Here is a 23,215-nt window from a genome sequence, read left to right as displayed (position 1 = left end):
CATGGAGACGCATCGATCCGGAGTTCTGAACGCGCACGCAGCTCGACCGGACGGGGGAGGCGGGGAGAGAGGGGCCCGTAGGCTCGGAACGTGGACATCTCCGGCCTCGACGCCTTCCTCGACGACACGGGATTCGCGGGCGTCGCGACAGTGCGGGAGGGGCGCCGCGAGGTGTTCTCCGTCGCGCGCGGTGAGGCGAGGCCCGGAGTCGCGACCACGATCGACACGCGCTACGACATCGCGGGCATCACGAAGCTGCTGACCGCGATCGGAGTGCTGCAGCAGGCGCAGCAGGGCGCGCTCGATCTCGAGCTCAGCATCCACCACTACGTGCCGGCGCTCGCGGGCACCCGCGTCCCGGTCGCGGTCGACCTGCTGCAGCTGCTCACGCACTCGAGCGGGATCGCCGACATCGCCGACGAGGAGGCGGGCGAGAGCTACGAGGCGCTGTTCGCCGCGCGGTCCGGCGCGGACCTCGGGACGACGGATGCCTGGCTGCCGCTGTTCGTCGGGAAGGAGCCGGTCGCCGAGCCGGGCACGACGGTCGCCTACTCCGACGCCGGCTACGTGCTCGCCGGGCTCGCGCTCGAGCGGACGACCGGCCGGCCCTACCGGGAGCAGATCGCCCGCAGCGTGCTCGCGAAGGCGGGGATGGACGCCTCGGGGTTCCTCGACCTGCGCGACGAGCCCGAGCGGATCGCGGTCGGGGGCGACGCCGCGGCGCGTGCGGTCGCACCGCAGGTCGGCTGGCCCGCGGAGGGGGCGTGGGCGACGGCGCCCGATCTGCTCCGGCTGCTCGACGCGCTGCTCACCGGGCGGCTCGTCCCGGGCGAGCTCGGCGAGGAGCTGCTGCTGCCGCAGGTGGACGTCGACGAGGACACCGCGTACGGGTTCGGCCTGAGCTTCGACCTGGAGGACGACGACTCGGTGCGCTCCTTCTACGCCGACGGCGTGAGCCTCGGCGCGAGCGCGATGCTGCGCCGCTACCCGGATGCCGACGTCGACCTGGTCGTGCTCTCGAACGATGAGGACGGCGCCTGGGAGCTCGTGCGCGAGCTCGACAAGCGAGTCCCCTGACCGCATCCGGTTGACTTAGGTAAGCCTTACCTGCTTTCCTGGAGCGTCATCCGGATGCCCGCCCGGACTCCGCGCCCCCCGAAAGTGCTCATGCGTCTCGCCGCCCGCCGCCTGCTCCCGATCGTGCTCGCCGCCGCGCTGGCCGGCGTCGGCGTGCTCCCCGCGGCGACCGCGGCGACCGCGGCGAGCGCGCCGACCGCCGCCCCCGAGCCGACGTCCATCGACGGCCTCACGCTCGAGTGGAGCGGCAACGCCGAGATGCAGGGCGCGCCGTTCTTCGGCGGGAGCGACTACTTCTCGGCGGGGGCGTCGGACGGCACCGAGGCGGGCTACGCCGCGACCTCCGGGGCGGTGTCGATCGTGCAGCGTTCGGCGGCCGGGGTCGAGAGCCCGGCGACCTATGCCACGCGCGCGGCCCACGTCGGCACCGGCGGGTCCGCTGCCCAGCTCGTGCGGGTCGGTGACGGGCGGGGCGCGTTCGCGGCCGACGGCTCCGCGGTCGTGACGTGGACCGGCTCGTGGTCGGTGAACTTCTACGGCGGCCTCGCGCCGTTCACCCTCTCCGACCCCGTGCTCACCGTGAACGCCGACGGCACAGGCGCGCTCACGGTCACGGTGAGCGGGTACGCGTCGAGCATCAGCGACCCGTCCGCGAAGGCGCCGATCACCCCGGTGCCGGACGTGCAGCTCGCGACATTCCACGGCGTGACGACGGATGCCGTGAACGGCTTCGTCGTCGCGCCCGACTACGCGGGTGTCGCGATCGCGGTGCCCGCCGGTGCGACACCGCAGAATCGCTCGGTCGCCGGCTGGGGCGCCTGGCCGCAGTCGTTCGTCGACGTGCACCAGCTCACCGGACTGTCGTCGTACTGGTACTCATCGGGCTCCGTCACCGATGCCGACAAGGCGCCGACGCCGTTCGTCGTGAGCGTCGCCGGGGCCCCCGCGCCCGCGCCGCCCGGCGCGACCACCCCCGGCGCGATCTCCCCCGGCGCGACCGCTCCGGGGGCGGCCGCCCCCGGCGCGCCGACGCCGGACCCGAGCGCGACTCCGGGCGCCGCGTCGGCCGGCAGGCCCGCACCGACCTCGCGCGGAGCCGCGTCCGGCTCGCTGCTGTGGGGCGTGAAGTCATCGTTCCGCTCCTACGTCACGGGACCGATCGCCGCGGGTGCGATCACGCTTCGCGGCGGAGCCGACGAGCGGCGCGGCGTGTACTGGTTCGGGCAGAAGGGCGCGGGCGGCTACGACGACGCCGAGCGCTCGGGCGCGACCGCCTATCGGGGTGCCGTGCGGTTCACGGGCCACCACGGCATCCTCGACCTCACGCTCTCCGATCCCGTCGTGCGCGTCGACGACGCGCGGGCGGCGACGCTGCTGCTGCGCGTGAACGGCGGGGCGCGCGTGCCGTTCGCGGCGATCGACCTGAGCGCGGCGCGACGGTCGACGAAGCGCGGCGCGGTGTCGTACACGGGCGCGCCCGTCGCGCTCTCCGCGGCCGGCGCTGGCGCGTTCTCGTACGGGGGCAGCGCCTTCTACCCCGTGGGCGCGGCGATGGATCCGATCTCGTTCACCATCGGCGCCCCCGAGAAGGCACGGCCGCAGGCGTCGACCGCGGCGGCCTACCACCGCACGACGTTCACCGCGCCGAGCGAGCCGCCGGCCGGCGCGGGCGCGACCGTCGACACGCCCGGAACCCTGCACGCCGGCGACTCGATCAGCGTCACAGCCGACGGGTTCGGCCGCGGAGAGGCGGGCATCGCGGCGGTCGTGTACTCGAGGCCCATCGTGCTGTCGACCTCGCTCACCGCGGATGCCGACGGTCGCGTCACCTGGACCGGCGCGCTGCCGACGACGCTCGAGCCGGGCCCGCACATCGTCACGCTCCAGGGCAGTGTCGATCGGGGCGCCCCGCTCACCGTCGTCGCTCCCGCCGCCGACCGGTGCGCCGTGACGGCCGCACGCATCACCTGGGGCTTCAAGGAGTCGTTCCGTGCCTACATCAGCGGCACGATCGCGAACGGCGAGTGGCGGGTCGGCGACGGAGCGACGTACGCGACGCCCGACTTCGGCTTCAGCGGCGGCACGGGCACGTACAACGGCTCCACCGGGCTCGTCTCGTTCCCCGGCTCGATCCGCTTCACGGGTCACGGCGGCGCGCTCGACACGACGGTCGCGAACCCGCAGCTGCAGTTCGTCGACGCGAACACGGCGCTCCTGCTGCTCGACGTGAGCGGCCCGACCATGGACGGCGATCAGATCGATGAGAGTGCCGTGCAATTCGTCACGCTCGACCTCGCCGGCGGCACCGTCGGGGTGAGCCCGGACGGCACGACCCTCACGGCATCGGACGTGCCGACCGCGCTCACGGATGCCGGGCACGTCGCCTTCCCGAACTACGAGTCCGGCACGGCGTTCGACCCGATCTCGTTCACCGTGACCACGGCGGCGGGGTGCGCGGCGAAGGTCGGAGCGGACCCGACGCCCGCGCCGACGCGGGCCCCCTCGGGCGCCGCGGACACGCCCGCCCCGCCCGCGACCGGAGGCGAGGACGCGGAGCCGGAGTCCTCCGCCCCGCTCGTCATCGTCTCCCTCGCCGCGGGCGTGCTGATCATCGCGGCGATCGTGCTCGCCGTGCTCCTGCTGCGCACCCGCCGCCGGCCCGCCGACTCCGGCGCCTGACCGTCGGCTTGCTCGGCGGGCGCGCGCGTGGCAGCATTGCCGGGTCCTGTCCCCGACGATCGGTGAACCGGTGAAGACCAGCTCCGTCTCCGCGCCCACGCGCTGACGTCCGAGCGACCCTTCGAGCCTCCGTCAGCGCATCCCGCTGAATCCCGAGGTCCGTCATGCCGTCCACCCCCATCACCCTCGTCGACGTCCGCTTCGCCTGGCCCGACGGCGCGCCCGTGCTCGACGGCGTCACCGCCACGTTCGGCCGCGGGCGCACGGCGCTCGTCGGCCGCAACGGCGCCGGCAAGTCGACCCTGCTGCGCCTCATCGCGGGCGAGCTCACCCCCACCGGCGGCTCGATCGCCGTCCCCGGCCGGGTCGCCTACCTGCGCCAGGGCCTCGCCCTGCGAACGGATGCCACGGTCGCCGACCTGCTCGGCGTCCGCCCGGCGCTCGACGCGCTCGCCGCGCTCGAGGCGGGGGACGCGAGCGAGGCCGTGTTCGAGGCCATCGGGGACGACTGGGACATCGCCGACCGTGCCGCGGCGGAGCTCGACGCGGTCGGCGTGCGCGTCGCCGACCTCGCGCGACCGGTGTCGACCCTCTCGGGGGGCGAGACGATGCTCGCGGCGCTCGCCGGCATCCGTCTCGCGCGCGCCGACGTGACCCTGCTCGACGAGCCGACGAACGACCTCGACCGCCGCGCCCGCAGCGTGCTGCACGACGCCGTCGGCGATTGGCGCGGCACGCTCCTCGTGGTCAGCCACGACCGCGAGCTGCTCGAACGGGTCGACACGACGGCCGAGCTCTACCGCGACCGGCTGCGTTTCGTCGGCGGGCCGTACTCGCGGTACGAGGCCGTGATCGCGGCCGAGCAGGAGACCGCCGAGCGGATGGTGCGCTCCGCCGAGCACGACCTGCGCGTCGAGAAGCGCCAGCGCCTCGAGGCGGAGACGAAGATCGCCCGGCGGGACCGCGCCGGGCGGAAGGCCGCCGACTCGCTGCCGAGGATCCTCGCGAACGCGCGGGCGAACGCCGCGGAGGGCAGCGCCGGGCGCATGCGCGGTCTGCTCGACGACCGGGTGGCCGGAGCCCAGGCCGCTCTCGACGAGGCCGACGCCGCCGTGCGGGAGGACGACGTCATCCGCATCGACCTGCCCGGCACGGCCGTGCCGGGCGGGCGCCGGGTGCTCGAGGTCGACGACGGCGAGCGCGGGCGGCTCGAGATCGTCGGGCCCGAGCGCGTCGCGATCGTCGGGGACAACGGCGTCGGCAAGACGACCCTGCTCGAGCGCGTCGCCCGCGGCGACGTCGCGCGCGTCATCGCCGAGCGGGGCTACCTGCGCCAGCGGCTCGACGACCTCGACGACGAGACGACGGTGCTCGACGCTGTGCGGGCCGGAACGGATGCCGCACCCGGCGAGGTGCGCGCCGCGCTCGCGCGCTTCCTGCTGCGGTCTCGCGCGGTGGAGCAGCGCGTGGCGACGCTGAGCGGCGGGGAGCGACTGCGCGTCGCGCTCGCGCGCGTGCTGCTCGCGGACCCGCCGCCGCAGCTGCTGCTGCTCGACGAGCCGACGAACAACCTCGACCTCGCGAGCGTCGACCGCCTCGTCGAGGCGCTCGCCGGCTACCGCGGCGCGCTCGTCGTGGTGAGCCACGACGACGGGTTCCTCGACCGGCTCGGCGTGCACCGGCGCGTCGAGCTCACGCGCGAGCACGGCCTCGCGCCGCCCCCGGAACCGGAGCCCGACGGATCGGACGAGTCGCCCGATCCGCAGTGAGGCGCGGGCGCGGGGCGTGCGGCGTGCGGCGTTGTGGCCGGGCGTGGCGGCCGCGTGTGGCGGCCGGGCGTGGCGTGCGCGTGTGCCGTTCGCTAGTCGCCGACCCCGGTCAGCACGCCGTCGAGCAGTCCCGGGAAGCGCGCGTCGAGGTCGGCGCGGCGCAGCTGCAGCCAGTGGATGCGGCCGTCGACGATCGTGAGGGTCACGCCCGACTCGCGCAGCGTGCGCAGGTGGTGCGAGAGCGTCGACTTCTGCACGCCGAGGTCCCACTCCTCCGTGGTCTTGCAGTGTCGCTCGCCGTCGGCGAGCTTGCGCACGATCTCGAGGCGGATCGGGTCGCCGAGCGCGCGGAGCACCTCGACGAGCTCGATGTCGTCGGCTGCGGGGGCGGGATAGTCGTCGGTCATGGCATCACGATTTCAATGGTTCGATGTGCGTCGAACCGTGTTATCGTGACGGTATGACGAACGTCGAACCATCATACTCCCGCGGCTCGATCTACCCGCCGCTGTCGATCCTCGCGATCGGTCTGTTCACGGTCGGCACCAACGCGTTCATCATCGCGGGACTGCTGCCCGACATCGCGCGGCACCTGGATGCGACGCCCGGCCAGGTCAGCTACGCGATCACCTGGTACTCGCTCGTCGTCGCGGTCGGCGCCCCGGCGATCGCGATGCTGCTTCCGCGCCTGTCCCGCACCGTGCTCATGGCCGGCGGGCTGTTCGTGTTCGCCCTGGGCGGCCTCCTGGCGGCGCTCGCGCCGACCCTCGTCGTGTTCGTGCTGGGCCGCATCCTGGCCGGTGTCGGCGGAGCCGCCCTCGTGCCCGCGGCGACCGCGGCCGCGGCGGCGATCGCGCGCCCCGAGCAGCGCGGCCGGGCGATCGGGTTCGTCGCGGTCGGCTTCAGCCTCGCGACGGCGCTCGGGTCGCCGCTCGGCACCGCGCTCGGGTCGATCGCGGGATGGCGAACGCCGCTCCTCATCGTGGTCGGCATCGGCGTCGTCACGGCGCTCCTCATCCTGTGGCGGGTGCGCGACATCCCGGTGCCCCTCGTGGCGGGCTGGTCGGCGCGGCTCGCGCCGTTGCGCGAGCCGCGCCTCATCGCCGCTCTCGTCGCCAACGTGCTGCTCACCGCGGGATTCAACATCGTCTACATCTTCAGCTCGGCCGTCACGAGCGGCACGACCGGCGGCGACGGCACGCTCCTCGCGGGACTGCTGCTCTGCTACGGCATCGCCGGCGTGGTCGGCAACGCGCTCTCGGGACCCCTCACCGACCGCGTCGGCAACCGGGTCGTGGCGACATCCGCTCTCGGCGCGGAGATCGTGGTGCTCCTGCTCATCCCGCTCGCGAGCGGCTCGTTCCTGTTCACCGCCGTGCTCTTCGTGCTGTGGGGGCTGAGCGCGTTCGGCTCCGTCGTGCCCGTGCAGCACCGGCTCGTCGCGATCGATCCGCCCACGTCGGGCATCGCGATCTCGTGGTTCACGACCGCGATGTACGCGGGCATCGCGCTCGCGCCGCCGCTCGGCGCCGCCGTCCAGGGCGCGCTCGGTGCGCAGCGGATCCCGGTCGCCGCCGCGGTGGTCACGGCGCTCGCGATCATCGCGTTCCAGTTCGCCTACGCCCGCCGCCCGCGCGTCCCCGCGACCGAACCCGCCTGACCCGGTCGGCCGGCGTGCCGCGTGCGGGGTGAGTGCCGGGTGCGGGCGGGCGTGCGTGGCGCGGGGTGCGGCCGGCGTGCCAGCGCGGCCAATGTCGCAAATGCAGGATGCCGCGCACGTTATGTCAGCGCCGGCGTCACTCGACCCAGCAATACTCGCGAACTCCGGAACGCCCCTGACGAGGTCTCCTGCATTTCCGACATGGGCGCCGGGGATCTCAGGACCGCGCGGGGTCGGGCCGGACCGCGCGGGGTCGGGCCGGACCGGGCGGGGCCGGGCCGGACCGAGCGGAACCGACCCGACCCGACCCCCCGCGCTCAGCCGTCGCGCCGGGTGAGGCGGTCGATGAGCTCGCGGTAGCGCGCCGCCGTGCGCTCGACGACGTCCGCAGGCAGCTCGGGGGGCGCGCCGCGCCCGTCCCAGTTCGCGGCGAGCCAGTCGCGCACGATCTGCTTGTCGAAGCTCTGCCCCCGGCGTCCGGCCGCGTACTCGACCGCGTCCCAGTAGCGCGACGAGTCGCTCGTGAGCACCTCGTCGGCGAGCACGAGGGTGCCCGCGGCATCCGTTCCGAACTCGAACTTCGTGTCGGCGAGGATGACGCCCCGCTCCTCGGCGATCGCGGACGCGCGCGCGAAGACGTCGAGGGCGGCGTCCCGGATCGCCGCCGCGGTCTCGGCGCCGACGAGCTCGACGGTGCGCTCGAACGGGATGTTCTCGTCGTGCTCGCCCTGCGGGGCCTTCCACGCCGGGGTGTAGATCGGCTCGGGCAGCCGGTCGCCGTCGGCGAGTCCAGCGGGCAGCGGGATGCCGCACACCGTCCGCGTCGCGCGGTACTCCTTCCAGCCGCTCCCGGCGAGGTAGCCGCGCACGACCGCCTCGATCGGGTGCATGTCGAGCTCCTGCACGAGCATCGCCCGTCCCTCGACCTCGGCGGGCACGACCTGCGGCTGCACGAGGTGGTCGGGCACCCCGAGCCGGTCGAACCACCAGCGGCTGAGCGTCGTGAGCAGCACGCCCTTGTCCGGGATGCCGGGCTCGAGCACGTGGTCGAACGCGCTCACCCGGTCGCTCGCGACCATGAGCACCTGGCCGGGAGCGGCATCCGATCGGTACAGGTCCCGCACCTTGCCCGAGTAGACGTGCTCCCAGCCCGGGATCACGACGGTCACGAGCGGTCCGCCGCGGCCGCGATGTCGGTGCGGTAGTGCGCGCCCTCGAGACGGATGCGGCCGATCGCCTCGTACGCGCGCTCGCGCGCCTCGTGCACGTCGGCGCCGGTCGCGACGACGCTGAGCACGCGCCCGCCGGTCGCGACCAGGCGGTCGTCGACGCGCGCGGTCGCGGCGTGCGCGATCGTGACGCCGCGCACGGCCGCGGCCTCGTCGAGGCCGAAGATGGTGCGGCCCGTGGCGGGCTCCTCGGGGTAGCCCTCGCTCGCGAGCACGACCGTCACGGCGGTGTCGGTCGTGAAGCGCGGGTACGGCAGCCGCCCCAGGCCGCCCGTCGCGGCGGCGTGGAGCAGCGCGGCGAGCGGCGTCTCGAGACGGGGAAGCACGACCTGCGTCTCGGGGTCGCCGAAGCGCGCGTTGAACTCGATGACCTTGACGCCCGTGCGCGTGACGATGAGCCCGCAGTAGAGCAGACCGATGAACGGCGTGCCCTCGGCGGCGAGCTGACGGATGGTGGGCTGCGCGATCGTGTCGATCACGGTGTCGACGAAGTCGCCGTCGAGCCCGAGCTGGTCGAGCCAGGGCAGCGGCGAGTACGCGCCCATGCCGCCCGTGTTCGGACCGGTGTCGCCGTCGCCGACGCGCTTGAAGTCCTGCGCGGGGCTGAGCGGCACGACGACCTGGCCGTCGCTGAGCAGGAAGAGGCTCACCTCCGGCCCCTCGAGGAACTCCTCGACGAGCACCGGCGCGTACTGGAGCCAGTACGTCGCGTGGTCGATCGCGTGCCGGCGGTCGGCGGTCACGGCGACGCCCTTGCCGGCGGCGAGCCCGTCGGCCTTGACGACGTAGGGGGCGCCGAACGCGTCGATCGCGGCGACGGCCTCGTCGATCGTGGTCGCGCGCACGGCCCGCCCGGTCGGCACGTTCGCGGCGTCCATGATCCGCTTCGCGAATGCCTTCGATCCCTCGAGCTGGGCGGCCGCGCGGTCGGGGCCGAAGACCGGGATGCCGACGGCGCGCAGCTTGTCCGCGACGCCCGCGACGAGCGGCGCCTCGGGGCCGATGACCACGAGGTCGACCTCGTAGTCGCGCGCGTAGTCCCGCACGATCGACGGGTTCGAGGCGTCGAGCTTCACGGTCGCGACATCCTGGGCGATGCCGGCGTTGCCGGGGGCTGCGGTGATCTCGTGCACGGGACTGCCGTCATCCGTCCGCTCCCTCAGCAGGGCGGTGACGATGGCGTGCTCCCGCGCGCCCGATCCGAGGACGAGGATGCGCACCGCTACAGGGTAGCCGAGCGCCCGGAGCGCGGGGTCGCGGCGCCCGGCGACCAGGCCCGGGGCGACGGATGCGCTCAGCCGCCGGGAGCGGACACGCGAAGGCCGGCGCGGGCGGCGGCATCCGCGAGCTCGGCGTCGTAGGTGACGATCTCGTCCGCGCCCAGGCGCAGCGCCACGGCCAGGTGGATCGCGTCGTTCGCCCGCAACGGCGCGTGGGTCCCGGCGGCGATCAGGTCGCCGCGGATGACGTCGGCCAGGTCGATCGCGGCGAGCACGGCCGCGAGGCTCTCCGCTCCCAGCCCGCCGCGGCGGCCGGTCGCGCAGTGCAGCTCGGTATGCAGCAGCCACGACGACACCAGCCGCCGATCCGCGCTCTGGGCGAGGTGCGCGAGGGCCGCGGCGGATTCGCTCTCCTGGAAGGGCAGAATCGACCCGATAGGGCGAAGGTCCCTATCCATCCCCCGGCCGGGGGAGTTGACTCGCAGCATGAGCACGATCGCTGCCGACCCCCGAACCGCATCCGCTCCCGCCGCCGACCACGGCGCGGCCGCGCCACTCGACGCCGTCGACCGCTGGTGGCGCGCCGCCAACTACCTCTCCGTCGGGCAGATCTACCTGCTCGACAACCCGCTGCTGCGCGAGCCGCTCGTCGCGGAGCACGTGAAGCCCCGCCTGCTCGGGCACTGGGGCACGACGCCCGGGCTCAACTTCATCTACGCGCACATGAACCGCATCATCCGCGAGCGCGACGTGAACTCGATCTTCGTCGCGGGCCCCGGCCACGGCGGGCCGGGCGTGGTCGCATCCGCCTACCTGGACGGCACCTACAGCGAGATCTACTCGGATGTCGACCGCAGCGAGCAGGGACTGACGCGGCTGTTCCGCCAGTTCTCGTTCCCCGGCGGCATCCCGTCGCACGCTGCGCCCGAGACGCCCGGGTCGATCCACGAGGGCGGCGAGCTCGGCTACGCGCTCAGCCACGCCTACGGCGCCGCGTTCGACAACCCCGACCTCGTCGTGACGTGCGTCATCGGCGACGGCGAGGCCGAGACCGGCCCGCTCGCGACGGCCTGGCACTCGAACAAGTTCGTCGACCCCGCGACGGATGGCATCGTGCTGCCGATCCTGCACCTCAACGGGTACAAGATCGCCAACCCGACCGTGCTCGCGCGCATCCCGGAGAGCGAGCTGCTCGAGCTCATGCGCGGTTACGGCTACGAGCCGTTCGTCGTGGCCGGCGGCTTCGACGGCGAGGACCCGATGCTCGTGCACGCGCGCATGGCCGAGACGCTCGATGCGGTGTTCGACCGGATCGCGCAGATCAAGGCGGATGCCGCGGCCGGCGCGACCGACCGTCCCGCCTATCCGATGATCATCCTGCGCACCCCGAAGGGCTGGACGGGCCCGCGGGAGGTCGACGGCAAGCCGACCGAGAACAACTGGCGCAGCCACCAGGTGCCGCTCGACGGCGCCCGGGAGAGCGAGGCGCACCGGGACATCCTCGAGCACTGGCTACGGTCGTACCGCCCCGAGGAGCTGTTCGACGACGCCGGGGCGCCGCGGGCCGAGACCGTCGAGATCGCCCCGGACGGCGACCGGCGGATGAGCGCCAACCCGATCGCGAACGGCGGCCTGCTGCGCACCCCGCTGCGCCTCCCCGACTTCCGGGAATACGCGGTCGAGGTGACCGAGCCGGGCGCGCACAACGCCGAGTCGACGGCCGTGCTCGGCGCCTGGCTGCGTGACGTCATCCGCCTCAACCCGACGACGTTCCGGCTGTTCGGGCCCGACGAGACGGCGTCGAACCGCCTGCAGGCGGTCTACGAGGTGACCGGCAAGCGCTGGGACGCCGCCGACCTCCCGATCGACGTCGACAACCACCTGTCCCGCATCGGCCGGGTGATGGAGGTGCTCAGCGAGCACCAGTGCGAGGGCTGGCTCGAGGGCTACCTTCTCACCGGCCGCCACGGCCTGTTCACGTCGTACGAGGCGTTCATCCACATCGTCGACTCGATGGTCAACCAGCACGCGAAGTGGCTGCACACGACGCGGGAGCTGCCGTGGCGCGCACCCATCTCATCCCTCAACTACCTGCTGAGCTCGCACGTCTGGCGGCAGGATCACAACGGCGCGAGCCACCAGGACCCGGGCTTCATCGACCACGTCGTCAACAAGCGGCCCGAGGTCGTGCGGGTCTACCTGCCGTTCGACGCCAACACCCTGCTCTCGACCTACGACCACGTGCTGCGCTCCACCGACTACGTCAACGTCGTCGTCGCGGGCAAGCAGCCGGCGCCGCAGTGGCTCACCATGCAGCAGGCGATCGAGCACTGCACGCGCGGGCTCGGCATCCTGCCCTGGGCGGGCACCGAGGTCGAGGGCGAGGAGCCGGATGCGGTGCTCGCGTGCGCCGGCGACGTGCCGACCATGGAGACGCTGGCCGCGGCATCCCTGCTCCGGACCTACATCCCCGAGCTCTCGGTGCGCGTGGTGAACGTCGTCGACCTGATGCGCCTCGAGAGCGCCGGCGAGCACCCGCACGGGCTCGCCGACGCGGAGTTCGACGCGATCTTCACGAGCGACAAGCCGGTCGTGTTCGCCTACCACGGCTACCCGTGGCTCATCCACCGGCTCACCTACAAGCGCGCCGGGCACCCCAACCTGCACGTGCGCGGGTTCAAGGACGAGGGCACCACGACGACGCCGTTCGACATGGTCATGCTCAACGACATCGACCGCTACCGCCTCGCCATGGACGTCATCGACCGGGTGCCGGGCCTCGCGGCGCGGTACGCGGGCGTGCGCCAGGAGTTCGCGGACGCCCGCGTGCGCGCCCGGCAGTACACGCGCGAGCACGGCGAGGACATCCCCGAGGTCGCGGGCTGGGTGTGGGGCGGCGACGGCGTGCGGCCGGGCCGCGCGGACACGGGCGGCGACAACGCCTGACGCCGCCCTGCCGCCGGGCGGTCCCCATGGGGACCGCTCGACGCCGGACGGCGGCCGATCGCGACCACTCATCCGCGCCGCACGGCACCGCGCGTACCGTGGGGGCGTGGCACGCGCGCGCATCCCCGACGTCGACGGGCGGGATGCCGTGGTCGCCGCGCTCGGCGCCCACGCCGCCGGCACGAGCGCGCCGCGCGACACGACGGCGATGGCCGTGCGCTACACCCTGCAGCTGCTCGGCGAGCTGCACCGCGGAAACTCCGTCGAGGTGCGAGTGCCGCCGTACGGCGCCGTGCAGGCGATCGAGGGGCCGCGCCACACCCGCGGCACCCCGCCGAACGTCGTCGAGACGGATGCCGCCACCTGGCTCGCCCTCGCGACCGGCGGCCTGGACTGGGACGCCGCGCTCGCCGGCGGGACGGTCGCGGCATCCGGCACCCGCGCCGACCTCGGGTCGTTCGTCCCGGTGATGCAGGCGTCCCGGTGACGCCGGTGTTCCGGTGACGCAGGCGTTCCGCGAGCGAGAGGTGCGAGCGAGCGAAGCAGGCGAGAATGGACGGGTGAGCTCTTCCGACGGCGCCGAGCGCCCGACCACCGTCTCGACCGACGAGGTGCGCGTGCGGCGCGCGCCGAGGTACGGGGCGTTCATCGTCGTGGGCGGAGTGCTCGGCTTCCTCGTGACGCTCGTGCTCACGAGCCTCTTCCCGGCGGACGAGACGGTCGGCTTCTTCCCGCTGCTCGCCTACTTCTCGTGCTTCGGCATCCCGGCGGGCGTCGTCGTCGGCGCGGTCGTGGCGATCATCGTGGACCGCGTCACCGGCCGCCGCGCCCGCACCGTCGCCGCCGAGCGCGCGACGACGGAGGCTGCCCCGCTCGAGGGCGAGCTCGAGGACTGACGCCGCCGCCCCGCTCAGAACTCCGGAGAAATCGCGGCGGGGTCTGCGCGTCGGGGCCCACGCGGACGCGCCGCGCCGTTCTCTCAGGAGTTCTGAACGACGCGCGATGACGCGCCGCCGCGGTGTGCGCTCAGCTGAGCTGGTTCGCCTCGACCCAGGCGAGGTACTCGGGCGTGACCGATCCGGTGACGTAGTTCCCGTCGAAGCAGCTCATCTCGAGGTCGGTGATCGCGGAGCCCTCGAGGATCGCGTCCTTCATGTCCGCGATCTCCTGGTAGATCAGGTAGTCGGCGCCGAGCTCGGTCGCGATCTCGGGGATCTTGCGGCCGGCGGCGACGAGCTCACGGCGGGTCGGCATGTTGATGCCGTACACGTGCGGGAAGCGCACCGGCGGCGCGGCGCTCGTGAACGTGACCTTGTTGGCTCCGGCGTCCCGAGCCATCTGCACGATCTCCTTCGAGGTGGTGCCGCGCACGATCGAGTCGTCGACGATGAGCACGTTCTTGCCGCGGAACTCGCTGCCCATCGCGTTGAGCTTCTGCTTGACGCTCTTCGTGCGCTGCTCCTGGCCGGGCATGATGAACGTGCGGCCGACGTAGCGGTTCTTGTAGAAACCCTCGCGGTACTCCACGCCGAGCTTCTGCGCCACCTGCATCGCGGCGGGACGCGACGAGTCGGGGATCGGCATGACGACGTCGATGTCGCCGCGGGGGGTGTACTCCGCGATCGTGTCGGCGAGCCGGTCGCCGAGGCGCAGGCGCGCGTCATAGACGCTGATGCCGTTCATGATGCTGTCAGGGCGCGCGAGGTAGACGTACTCGAACGAGCACGGGATGAGGCGCGGATGCGGTGCGCACTGGCGCGAGAACATCTCCCCGCCCTGCGTGATGAAGATCGCCTCGCCGGGGGCGACGTCGCGCACGACCTCGTAGCCGCCCGCCTCGAGCACGAGCGACTCGGACGCGACGACCCAGTCGAAGCCGGCGAAGCCGGCGGGTCGACGGCCGAGGATGAGCGGACGGATGCCGTACGGGTCCCGGAAGGCGAGCAGCCCGTGTCCGGCGATCATCGCGATCGACGCGTAGGAGCCCTCGACGCGCTCGTGCACGCGGGCGACGGCGTCGAACACCTGGTCGGGGTCGAGGTCGGTGCCGCGCACCTGCGCCTGCAGCTCATGGGCGAGCACGTTGACGAGCAGCTCGGTGTCGCTGTTCGTGTTGAGGTGGCGGCGGTCGATCTCGAAGAGCTCCTTGGTGAGCTCGCGGGTGTTCGTGAGGTTGCCGTTGTGCACGAGCACGATGCCGTAGGGCGCGTTCACGTAGAACGGCTGCGCCTCCTGCTCCTTCGAGGCGTCGCCGCGGGTCGCGTAGCGCACGTGGCCGAGGCCCATGGTGCCGAGCAGCGAGCGCATGTCGCGGGTGCGGTACGCCTCGCGCACCTGACCCTTGACCTTGTGCTCGTGGAACATCGAGCCCTCGGCGGTCGCGATGCCGGTCGAGTCCTGACCGCGGTGCTGCAGGAGGGTGAGGGCGTCGTAGACCTGCTGATTGGCCGGCTGAGTGGAGACGATGCCGACGATGCCGCACATGGGGAGGGTGCTTCTCCGAGAAGTGGGGGACGTACCCGCAGCGGGTACGTCTCAGTCTCGCACACGGGTACCCGCCCCGCTGGCTGACGCCGGGGGTCAGAGGCGCTGGCCGCCGGAGGCCTCGATGCGTTGGCCGGTGACCCACGCCATCCGCGGGTCGAGGATCGCGGCGACGGCCGCGCCGATGTCCTCGGGCTCGCCGATCCGGCCCATCGCCACGGTCGGCAGCAGCATGCCGCGGTACGCCTCGCTGTCGCGGATGCCGCCGCCCGCGAAGTCGGTCGCGGTCGCGCCGGGCGCGATCGTGTTCACGGCGATGCGCCGGGCGCCGAGCTGCCTCGCGAGGTAGAGGCTCCACGTCTCGACGGCGGTCTTCACGGCCGCGTACACCGAGTACGCCGGGTTGGCGGGGTTGCGCGTGAGTCCCGTCGAGACGTTGAGGATGCGGCCGCCGTCGGCGAGCAGGCCGGCGAGCTGCTGCGTGAGCAGCACGACGCCGGTGAAGTGCACGGCGACGAGCCGGTCGATGTCGGCGCGCTCGATCGAGCCGAACGTCGTGTCGCCCGCGTAGCCCGCGTTCATGAAGAGGGCGTCGAGGTCGGGGCGTCCCCAGGTCGCGGACAGCGCGGCGCGGAGGGCATCCGCGAACGCCGGGAACGTCTCCGGCGCGGTGGTGTCGAGGGGCAGGGCGACGGCACGGCGTCCGCGCGCCTCGATCTCGGCGACGACGGATGCCGCGGCGTCGCCGTTCGAGACGTACGTGAGCACGACATCCGTGCCGGCGTCGGCGAGGGCGAGGGCGGATGCGCGGCCGAGTCCGCGGGACCCGCCGGTGATGAGGGTGATGGTGGTCATGCCCGCCACGATGCGCGCCGGCGAGCAGCGCATCCAGGCCGCGCGCATCGGGGGAGCGCCGCTCCCTTGATCCGGGCGCGGGCGGCGCGGAGCATAGGCAGCGTGGATCGCCCCGAACTCGCCGCCTTCCTCCGCGCGCGCCGCGAGGCGCTGCGGCCGGAGGACGTCGGGCTGCCGCGCGGACCGCGCCGCCGCACGAGTGGGCTGCGGCGCGAGGAGGTCGCCGCGCTCGCGGGCATGTCGACCGACTACCTCAACCGGCTCGAGCAGGCGCGCGGCTCGCAGCCCTCCGACCAGATGCTCTCGGCGCTCGCGCGAGCACTGCGGCTGGACGCCGCCGAGCGCGACCACCTGTTCCGGCTCGCGGGGCACCCCGCTCCCGAGCGGCTCGGCGTCTCGGACCACGTCTCGCCGGGCATGCTCCGCATCCTCGATCGACTCGTCGACTCGCCGGCGCAGGTGATGTCCGAGCTCGGGGAGGTGCTCGTGCAGACGCCGCTCGCCCGCAGCCTGTTCGGCGATCGCACGCGGATCGCGGGGCTCGGGCGCTCGACGGTGCACGCCTGGTTCTCCGACCCGGTGTCGCGCGAGGTCTATCCCGAGGACGATCACGACGAGCGCGGCGCGACCTTCGTCGCCCAGCTCCGGTCCGTCTACGCCCGCTCCGGCCGCTCCTCGCGCGCGGGCGAGATCGTGGGAGATCTGCTCGCGCGCTCGCCCGAGTTCGCGACACTGTGGGCGCGGCAGGACGTGGCGGAGAAGCACCCGCTCTCCAAGCGGCTGCAGCATCCGGAGGTCGGCATCATGACGCTCGACTGCCAGACGCTCCTCGACACCGAGACGCAGCAGCGTCTGCTCGTGTTCACCGCCAGGCCGGGGACGACGGATGCCGAGAAGCTCGCGCTCCTCGCCGTCATCGGCACGCAGGCGCTCAGCCGCTAGCGTGGACGCCGTGAACGCGAACCCGCCGGCCAACCCGTACACGGATGCCGGGGTCGACACCGCGGCCGGCGACCTCGCGGTCGAGCTCATGAAGTCGGCGGTGGGGCGCACGCACGGCCCCGAGGTGCTCGGCGGTGTCGGCGGCTTCGCGGGACTCTTCGACGCGAGCGCCCTCCGGGCGTACCGCCGCCCGCTCCTCGCGACGTCGACGGACGGCGTGGGCACGAAGGTCGCGATCGCCCAGGCGCTCGACAAGCACGACACGATCGGCCAGGACCTCGTCGGCATGGTCGTCGACGACATCGTCGTGGTCGGCGCGAGGCCCCTGTTCATGACCGACTACATCGCGTGCGGCAAGGTCGTGCCCGAGCGGATCGCCGACATCGTCGCGGGCATCGCGCGGGCCTGTGCCGAGACGCGCACCGCGCTCGTCGGCGGCGAGACCGCCGAGCACCCGGGCCTGCTCGGTCCCGACGACTACGACGTCGCGGGCGCCGCGGTCGGCGCGGTCGAAGCGGATGCGGTGCTCGGCCCGGACCGCGTCGCGGACGGCGACGTCGTGGTCGCCCTCGGTTCCTCGGGGCTGCACTCGAACGGCTACTCGCTCGTGCGGCACATCCTCGCCCAGCGCGGCCTCGGCTACCGCGACACGTCCGCGGAGCTCGGCGGCGTGGTCGGCGAGGTGCTGCTCGAGCCCACCCGGCTCTACACCGCCCCGCTGCTGCGCCTGCTCAGCGACCCGCAGCTCGGCGGCGCGGTGCACGCGCTGTCCCACGTGACCGGCGGCGGCATCGCCGCGAACCTCGCACGCGTGCTGCCCGTCGGCTCGTGGGCGGAGCTCGACCGGTCGTCGTGGTCGCCGAGCCCCGTGTTCCGCGTGCTCGCGAGCCTCGGCGGCATGGCGCTGACGGATGCCGAGGGCACCTGGAACCTCGGCATCGGCATGATCGCGGTCGTCGCCCCGCACGCGGTCGACGGGATCGTCTCGAAGCTCGCGCTCGACGGCATCCCGGCGTGGGTCGCGGGAACGGTGTCGACGACCGCGCGCGACCTCGTCGGCTTCGAGCAGGGAGCGAAGGGCGTCGACGGCGGCGCGGTGCGCCTCGTCGGCGCTTACGCCGGCTGAGGCGCCTACGCCGGCTGGGGCGCCAGCCACACCGCGGTCGATGGCGGCAGCTCCGCGTCGACCCCGGGGGAGCTCGACACGAGCACACGACCGTTCGGCAGGGGCACCGGCGACGAGCCCAGGTTCGCGATCACGGTCACGGCGCCGACGGTGAACGCCAGCACGTCCGCGCCGCTGTCGAGCCAGCGCAACTCCGCCGTGCCGAGCGATCGTCGGCGGCGTTCCGCGAGCAGTCGCCGGTACAGGTGGAGCGTCGAGTCGGGTTCTGCCCGCTGCACGTCGCGGGCGTGCGGCGCCCAGTCCGCGGGCTGCGGCAACCAGGACGCGCCGGTCGGGCTGAAGCCGTAGCCGGGGGCGTCGGCCTCCCAGGGGATCGGCACGCGGCATCCGTCGCGTCCGTAGCTCGCGCCGCCCGACCGGAAGAACGTCGGATCCTGTCGCGCGTCGTCGGGCAGATCGATGACCTCGGGCAGGCCGAGCTCCTCGCCCTGGTAGACGTAGGCGCTGCCCGGGAGGGCGAGCATGATCGCGGTCGCCGCGCGGGCGCGGCGCAGCCCTTCGGCGGGGTCGTGGCCGCGGTTCGGCGAGCGCGGGCCGATGCCGTCGCCCATGACGAACGGCCCCGGCACCGCGAGGCGCGTCGCGTGGCGCACGAGGTCGTGGTTGGAGAGCACCCACGTGGAGGCGGCCCCGACGGCGTCGAACGCTGCGAGCGTCTCCGTGACGACGTCGCGAAGAGCGGATGCCGACCACGGGGTCGTGAGATAGGGGAAGTTGAACGCGTGCTGCATCTCGTCCGGGCGAGCCCACTGCGCGAGCGCCGCGATCGGCTTGAGCCAGGCCTCGGCGCACAGCAGACGGTCCCCGGGATACTCGTCCACGGTGCGACGCCAGCGACGCACGATGTCGTGCACCTCGGGCTGCGCCCACTGCGGGGGGTGGTACGCGTCGAGCTCGCTGAGACCCATGGTGTCGTCCCGGAACACCTCGTCGGGCAACCCCTCGGCCTTGATCATGCCGTGCGCCACGTCGATGCGGAAGCCGTCGACTCCGCGGTCGAGCCAGAACCGGAACACGCGGTCGAACTCGTCCGCGACCTCGCCGTTGCGCCAGTCGAGGTCGGGCTGGCTCGGCGCGAACATGTGCAGATACCACTGGCCGGCACTGCCGTCCGCTTCGATCACGCGGGTCCACGCGCCGCCGCCGAACGCCGATCGCCAGTTGTTGGGCGGCAGCTCGCCGTGCTCGCCGCGTCCGTCGCGGAAGAAGTACCGGGCTCGCGCCGGGCTGCCCGGCGGTGATGCGAGCGCGTCCTGGAACCAGCGATGCGACGACGACGTGTGGTTGGGGACGATGTCGATGACGAGGCGGAGGCCGAGGTCGTGCGTCCGATCGACGAGTGCCGAGAAGTCGGCGAGCGTGCCGAAGACCGGGTCGATGTCGCAGTAGTCCGCGACGTCGTAGCCGTGGTCGTCGCGCGGCGAGGGGTAGAACGGCGAGAGCCAGATCCCGTCGACGCCGAGTTCGGCGATCGCGTCGAGCCGCGCGGTGATGCCGGGCAGGTCGCCGATCCCCGAGCCGGTCGAGTCGGCGAACGAGCTGGGATAGATCTGGTAGATGACGGCATCCCGCCACCAGGGTGCGGACATGGTGGTGCTCTTTCGATTCGAGGGAGGGTGGGTCGGCGTTCAGGCGGCGCCGAAGCGCGCCAGCACGGTGCGCTCGGCGCGGGAGACGATCGCGTAGAAGACGACCGAGACGACGGTCAGGACGACCGCGGCCGACCAGAGCTGGCTGAACAGCTGACTCGCACGTGCGGACACCATGAGGTGGCCGAGGCCGTCGCCGGTCGCGAGCCACTCGGCGAGCGTCGACGCGAGGACCGCGGCGGGGGCGGCGATCCGCGCCGAGGCGAGCATCGACGGCACCGCGAACGGTAGGCGGACGCGCCAGAACGTGGACAGCGGCCCGGCCGCGTAGCTGCGAGCCAGCAGCAGGGCGTCGGGCGGAGTGCGGTGCAGGCCGGCGGCGGTGTTCGCGAGCGTCGGGAAGAACGTCACGATCGCGGTGATGACGGCGACGCCCGCGAGACCGCGGCCGAAGGCGATGATGACGAGCGGGAGCAGCACGGGGAGCGGCACGGACCGCAGCATCATGAGCACAGGCAGGGCGGCGCGCTCGACGGGCGGTGTCGCCACGAACACGATCGCCGTGACGATGCCGACGACCAGTCCGACGGTGTAGCCGACGAACGTGTGCACGAGGGTCGTGCACAGCCCAGCGGCGATGATCGCGCGGTTGTCGGCGGCACCCGCCGACCGGAACAGGTAGTCGAGCACGTCGAGCGGGGTCTTCGCGAAGAACGGGCTCAGGCCGAAGCCCGCGATGAATCCCCACCAGGCGGCGAGAACGAGCGCGATGGACGCCAGCGCGAACGCCAGACCGACGAGTGCGCGCCTCGCGCCGCCGCCGACCGCGGCGGTGGGAGGGGCGCCCGTCGACATCGTGGACGCCCACGGGGTGAGACGGCGGCCGATCGCGCCGATCGCCCAGAACAGCGTGGTCGTGATCGCGGTCGTGATGACGGCGACGGCCCAGGTCATATCGAGGTCGAGCGTGAACAGGCCGGTGACGATGAGCGTGCCGAGGCCGGCCCGGGCGCCGATGAACTCGCCGAGGATCGCGCCGAGCAGCGCCGCTGGTGCAGCGACCTGCAGGCCCGCGAACAGTCCGGGCAGCGCGTTGCGCACGCGCACGCCGAGCAGTGCCTGCAACCGCGAGGCGCCCCATGACGAGTACATCGTGAGCTGATTCGGGTCCGCGCTCCGCAGTCCGACCATCGTCGAGATGAGCGTCGGGAAGTAGGCGGCGATCGCCGCGAGCACGATTCGTGTGGTGGTCGGATCGAACGCGATCTGCAGGATGGGCATGATCGCGACGAGCGGGACGCACACCAGGGCGACTGCGACGCCGAGCAGCAGGCGCTCGGCGACGCGGAACTGCACGAAGACGAGCGCGCTCACGATCGCGAGGGCATTGCCCGCGAGCCAGCCGATCGCGGCGATCGACACGGTCGCGCCGATGGCCGTCGCGTAGACGGCCGGTCGCCCGGCGATCTCGCCGATGATCGCGCTGGGAGCCGCGATCACGCCCTTCCCCGCGAGCACCGTGACCGCCGCGACCTGCCACAGCACGAGCAGTGCGGCAGCGGCGGCGATCGGCACGGCGACCCCCGCGCCGGGCAGAGAGCGGATGCGCGCCACACTCGTAGCGGTCACGCCGGCACCCCGGGGTGCAGCGCGGCCGACAGCTCGTCGCACAGGGCGTGGAACTCGGGAGCGCGCAGAACGGACTCGTCGCGCGGGCGCGGGAGGGGCACGGTCACGTCGGCGACGATGCGTCCGGGGCGAGGCGACATGACGATGACGCGGTCGGCGAGGAACGCCGCCTCCGACACGGAGTGGGTCACGAGCAGGGTCGTGCTCGGCCGCTCCGTCCAGATGCGCTGCAGCTCGAGATTGAGCCGCCGGCGGGTGATCTCGTCGAGCGCGCCGAACGGCTCGTCGAGCAGGAGCACGCTCGGCTCGGTGACGAGGGCGCGAGCGATCGCCACCCGCTGACGCATGCCGCCGGACAGCTGCGCGGGCCGGGCCCTCTCGAAGCCGGTGAGACCGACGAGGTCGATGAGCTCCGTGACCCGCGACTCGGGGATGTTCAGGTGCATGAGCTGGCGGGGAAGGCGGATGTTGTCGCGCACCGACTTCCACGGGAACAGCGACGCGTCCTGCAGCGCGAGGCCGATCTGGTGGGTGCGTCGGAGATCGGCACTCGGCAGGCCGTTCACGCTCACGGTGCCGCTCGTCGGCTCTTCCAGGTCGGCGAGCATGCGCAACAGCGTCGACTTGCCGCAGCCGGACGGGCCGAGGAGCGCGATGAACGTTCCCCGGCCCGTCGTGAGGTCGATCCCATCGACCGCCGCGACCCGGTCCGTGGCCCGCCCGTAGGTCTTGGTGACCCCGGTGAGGCGGAAGCCCTCGCCCGATCCGCCGATCGGGGCGGCGGCGGTCGTGGCGCTCACTGGTCGCCGAGCTCCGCGTAGGCGTCCTTGACGACCGAGTTGTCGAAGAGGTCGGCGGACACGCCGTCGATGCCCAGCGACGAGAGGGTGGCGACGGAGTCGGCGATCGCGTCGTCGGACATCCAGATGATCTTGTCGTCCGGGGTCGCCATGGAGTCGATGTCGAACGTCAGCTGCGCGGCCTGGGTCGTCGCATCGAGCCCCTGATCGGTGCCGTACTTCTTCATCGTGAGGTCGACGGCCGCCTGCGGGTCGGCGATCGCGGCATCCCAACCCTGAATCTGAGCGGCGATGAAGCCGACGATCGAGTCACGGTGGCTCTTCAGCTCGTCCCGGGTGGTGAAGTACACGTGCGAGAGCATGGGCATTCCGAAGTCCTGGAACCGCATGCCGACCGCGTCGATGCCCTGGCCGGCGAGCGTCACCGTGCGCCCGCTGGTGAACGAGACGATGCCGTCGACCTCGCCGCTCGTGAGCGGCGAGAGGTCGAAGCCGACCGGCACGATCGTCAGGTCCTTGTCGGAGAGGCCGTTCGCCGTGAGGAAGGCCTGGAACGGCACCGTGTTGCCGGTCGCGACGCCGATCTTCTTGCCCACCATGTCGCTCGGCTCGGCGAGCGGGGCGGTCGCGAGCGACGTGACCTCGAAGGGGTTGGCCTGGAAGTCGGCGCCGACGATCACGAGGTCGGCGCCCTGCGCGTTCGCCTGGGCCACGTTGTCGGCGCCGCTCGTGCCGATCGTCGCGGTGCCCGCGGCGACGAGCGACTCCGATGCGATGTCCGGGCCGCCGGGGAGCACGTCGACGTCGAGGCCGTGATCGGCGAAGTAGCCGTCCTCGTCGGCGAGGTACGACCCCGCCCAGTCGACGCTGGGAAGCCACGAGGTCTGATAGCTCACGGCGATCGGCCCGGCCGAGTCGTCGGATGTCGGGTCGGCGGACGAGGAACACCCCGCGAGCAGGGCGGTCGCGGTCGCCGCGGCAAGGGCGACCACGGCGCCGCGACGGATCGCGGACGCGCGGAACGGGTGGAAGGGCATCTGTCTCCTCAACGGAACGGCCGGCTGGACCGGATCGGGTACGGGTGCGTGCAGCCCCGCGATGTGGACTGTAGGGGAGACTTGGCGGCCAATTTTGCGCAGGACGTTTGAAT

General features: G+C 73.0%; 19 protein-coding genes and 1 pseudogene. 10 read left to right on the top strand and 10 right to left on the bottom strand.

Going from position 1 to position 23,215, the window contains the following annotated elements:
- Window positions 1–90 precede the first annotated feature (90 nt).
- The 4 genes and pseudogenes from QT381_RS04420 (at window position 91) to QT381_RS15795 (ending at window position 5,525) form a co-directional block, all read left to right on the top strand.
- Window positions 91–1,077 (top strand): serine hydrolase domain-containing protein, encoded by a 987-nt coding sequence (locus QT381_RS04420; RefSeq protein ID WP_289247522.1) that lies wholly within the window; start codon window positions 91–93, stop codon window positions 1,075–1,077.
- A gap of 54 nt (window positions 1,078–1,131) precedes the next feature.
- On the top strand, window positions 1,132–3,756 hold the full coding sequence (locus QT381_RS04415) for an HtaA domain-containing protein (protein ID WP_289247521.1): 2,625 nt from the start codon (window positions 1,132–1,134) through the stop codon (window positions 3,754–3,756).
- Between the two features lie 164 nt (window positions 3,757–3,920).
- Window positions 3,921–4,421, top strand: a pseudogene (locus QT381_RS15800) (ATP-binding cassette domain-containing protein); the annotation flags it as partial.
- Between the two features lie 216 nt (window positions 4,422–4,637).
- Window positions 4,638–5,525 carry an ATP-binding cassette domain-containing protein gene (locus tag QT381_RS15795; RefSeq protein ID WP_502877442.1) on the top strand — a complete coding sequence of 296 codons (888 nt, stop codon included), beginning with the start codon at window positions 4,638–4,640 and terminating at the stop codon, window positions 5,523–5,525.
- Window positions 5,526–5,617: 92 nt separating this feature from the next.
- Here the strand turns inward: QT381_RS15795 and QT381_RS04405 are convergent, their stop codons facing one another.
- On the bottom strand, window positions 5,618–5,932 hold the full coding sequence (locus tag QT381_RS04405; protein ID WP_289247519.1) for an ArsR/SmtB family transcription factor: 315 nt from the start codon (window positions 5,930–5,932) through the stop codon (window positions 5,618–5,620).
- Window positions 5,933–5,985: 53 nt separating this feature from the next.
- Between QT381_RS04405 and QT381_RS04400 the strand changes: the two genes are divergently transcribed.
- The gene (locus QT381_RS04400) at window positions 5,986–7,185 is read left to right on the top strand and encodes an MFS transporter (protein ID WP_289247518.1); all 1,200 of its coding nucleotides are present in this window, start codon (window positions 5,986–5,988) and stop codon (window positions 7,183–7,185) included.
- 317 nt (window positions 7,186–7,502) lie between these two features.
- On the opposite strand, the gene QT381_RS04395 is transcribed toward QT381_RS04400, so the two are convergent.
- The 3 genes from QT381_RS04395 to QT381_RS04385 form a co-directional block, all read right to left on the bottom strand.
- Window positions 7,503–8,354, bottom strand: coding sequence for a phosphoribosylaminoimidazolesuccinocarboxamide synthase (locus tag QT381_RS04395; RefSeq protein WP_289247517.1), 852 nt, complete (start codon window positions 8,352–8,354; stop codon window positions 7,503–7,505).
- Window positions 8,351–9,634 carry a phosphoribosylamine--glycine ligase gene (gene purD / locus QT381_RS04390; protein WP_289247516.1) on the bottom strand — a complete coding sequence of 428 codons (1,284 nt, stop codon included), beginning with the start codon at window positions 9,632–9,634 and terminating at the stop codon, window positions 8,351–8,353. The genes QT381_RS04395 and purD overlap by 4 nt, the downstream gene beginning before the upstream one ends.
- A 74-nt stretch (window positions 9,635–9,708) precedes the next feature.
- Entirely contained in the window at window positions 9,709–10,092 is a 384-nt protein-coding gene (locus tag QT381_RS04385; protein ID WP_289247515.1) for a PIN domain-containing protein, read from the bottom strand.
- Between the two features lie 28 nt (window positions 10,093–10,120).
- On the opposite strand from QT381_RS04385, the gene QT381_RS04380 reads away from it, so the two are divergent.
- The 3 genes from QT381_RS04380 to QT381_RS04370 all read left to right on the top strand — a co-directional run bounded on the left by QT381_RS04380 (window position 10,121) and on the right by QT381_RS04370 (window position 13,476).
- The gene (locus QT381_RS04380) at window positions 10,121–12,580 is read left to right on the top strand and encodes a phosphoketolase family protein (RefSeq protein WP_289247514.1); all 2,460 of its coding nucleotides are present in this window, start codon (window positions 10,121–10,123) and stop codon (window positions 12,578–12,580) included.
- Window positions 12,581–12,686: 106 nt separating this feature from the next.
- Window positions 12,687–13,067, top strand: coding sequence for a sterol carrier family protein (locus QT381_RS04375; protein WP_289247513.1), 381 nt, complete (start codon window positions 12,687–12,689; stop codon window positions 13,065–13,067).
- A 73-nt stretch (window positions 13,068–13,140) separates the two neighbouring features.
- Window positions 13,141–13,476, top strand: a complete 336-nt coding sequence (locus QT381_RS04370; RefSeq protein ID WP_289247512.1) for a hypothetical protein — start codon at window positions 13,141–13,143, stop codon at window positions 13,474–13,476.
- Window positions 13,477–13,606: 130 nt separating this feature from the next.
- On the opposite strand, the gene purF is transcribed toward QT381_RS04370, so the two are convergent.
- The gene (gene purF, locus QT381_RS04365; RefSeq protein WP_289247511.1) at window positions 13,607–15,064 is read right to left on the bottom strand and encodes an amidophosphoribosyltransferase; all 1,458 of its coding nucleotides are present in this window, start codon (window positions 15,062–15,064) and stop codon (window positions 13,607–13,609) included.
- Window positions 15,065–15,160: 96 nt separating this feature from the next.
- Window positions 15,161–15,919, bottom strand: coding sequence for an SDR family NAD(P)-dependent oxidoreductase (locus QT381_RS04360; protein WP_289247510.1), 759 nt, complete (start codon window positions 15,917–15,919; stop codon window positions 15,161–15,163).
- A 102-nt stretch (window positions 15,920–16,021) separates the two neighbouring features.
- Here QT381_RS04360 and QT381_RS04355 point away from each other — a divergent pair, with 102 nt between their 5' ends.
- Complete coding sequence (locus tag QT381_RS04355) at window positions 16,022–16,861, top strand: helix-turn-helix transcriptional regulator (RefSeq protein ID WP_289247509.1); 840 nt, start codon at window positions 16,022–16,024, stop codon at window positions 16,859–16,861.
- A gap of 10 nt (window positions 16,862–16,871) precedes the next feature.
- Window positions 16,872–17,987, top strand: coding sequence for a phosphoribosylformylglycinamidine cyclo-ligase (purM, locus tag QT381_RS04350; protein ID WP_289247508.1), 1,116 nt, complete (start codon window positions 16,872–16,874; stop codon window positions 17,985–17,987).
- Window positions 17,988–17,992: 5 nt separating this feature from the next.
- Here the strand turns inward: purM and QT381_RS04345 are convergent, their stop codons facing one another.
- From QT381_RS04345 to QT381_RS04330, 4 genes are read right to left on the bottom strand one after another with little or no spacing between them, the layout of a single operon-like run.
- Window positions 17,993–19,636 (bottom strand): glycoside hydrolase family 13 protein, encoded by a 1,644-nt coding sequence (locus QT381_RS04345; RefSeq protein ID WP_289247507.1) that lies wholly within the window; start codon window positions 19,634–19,636, stop codon window positions 17,993–17,995.
- Between the two features lie 39 nt (window positions 19,637–19,675).
- Entirely contained in the window at window positions 19,676–21,265 is a 1,590-nt protein-coding gene (locus QT381_RS04340; protein ID WP_289247506.1) for an ABC transporter permease, read from the bottom strand.
- A complete protein-coding gene (locus tag QT381_RS04335) occupies window positions 21,262–22,065 on the bottom strand; it encodes an ABC transporter ATP-binding protein (protein ID WP_289247505.1) in 804 nt (267 codons plus the stop codon). Before QT381_RS04335 ends, QT381_RS04340 begins: the two co-directional genes overlap by 4 nt.
- Window positions 22,062–23,102: an ABC transporter substrate-binding protein gene (locus QT381_RS04330; protein ID WP_289247504.1), complete on the bottom strand. Its 1,041-nt coding sequence runs from the start codon at window positions 23,100–23,102 to the stop codon at window positions 22,062–22,064. The genes QT381_RS04335 and QT381_RS04330 overlap by 4 nt, the downstream gene beginning before the upstream one ends.
- Window positions 23,103–23,215: the final 113 nt, after the last annotated feature.

It is taken from the genome of Galbitalea sp. SE-J8, assembly GCF_030345695.1.
Classification (GTDB): domain Bacteria; phylum Actinomycetota; class Actinomycetes; order Actinomycetales; family Microbacteriaceae; genus JAUASV01.
The sequence above is the reverse complement of the archived record's forward strand: the minus strand, read 5'-3'. Positions and strand labels throughout refer to the sequence as shown.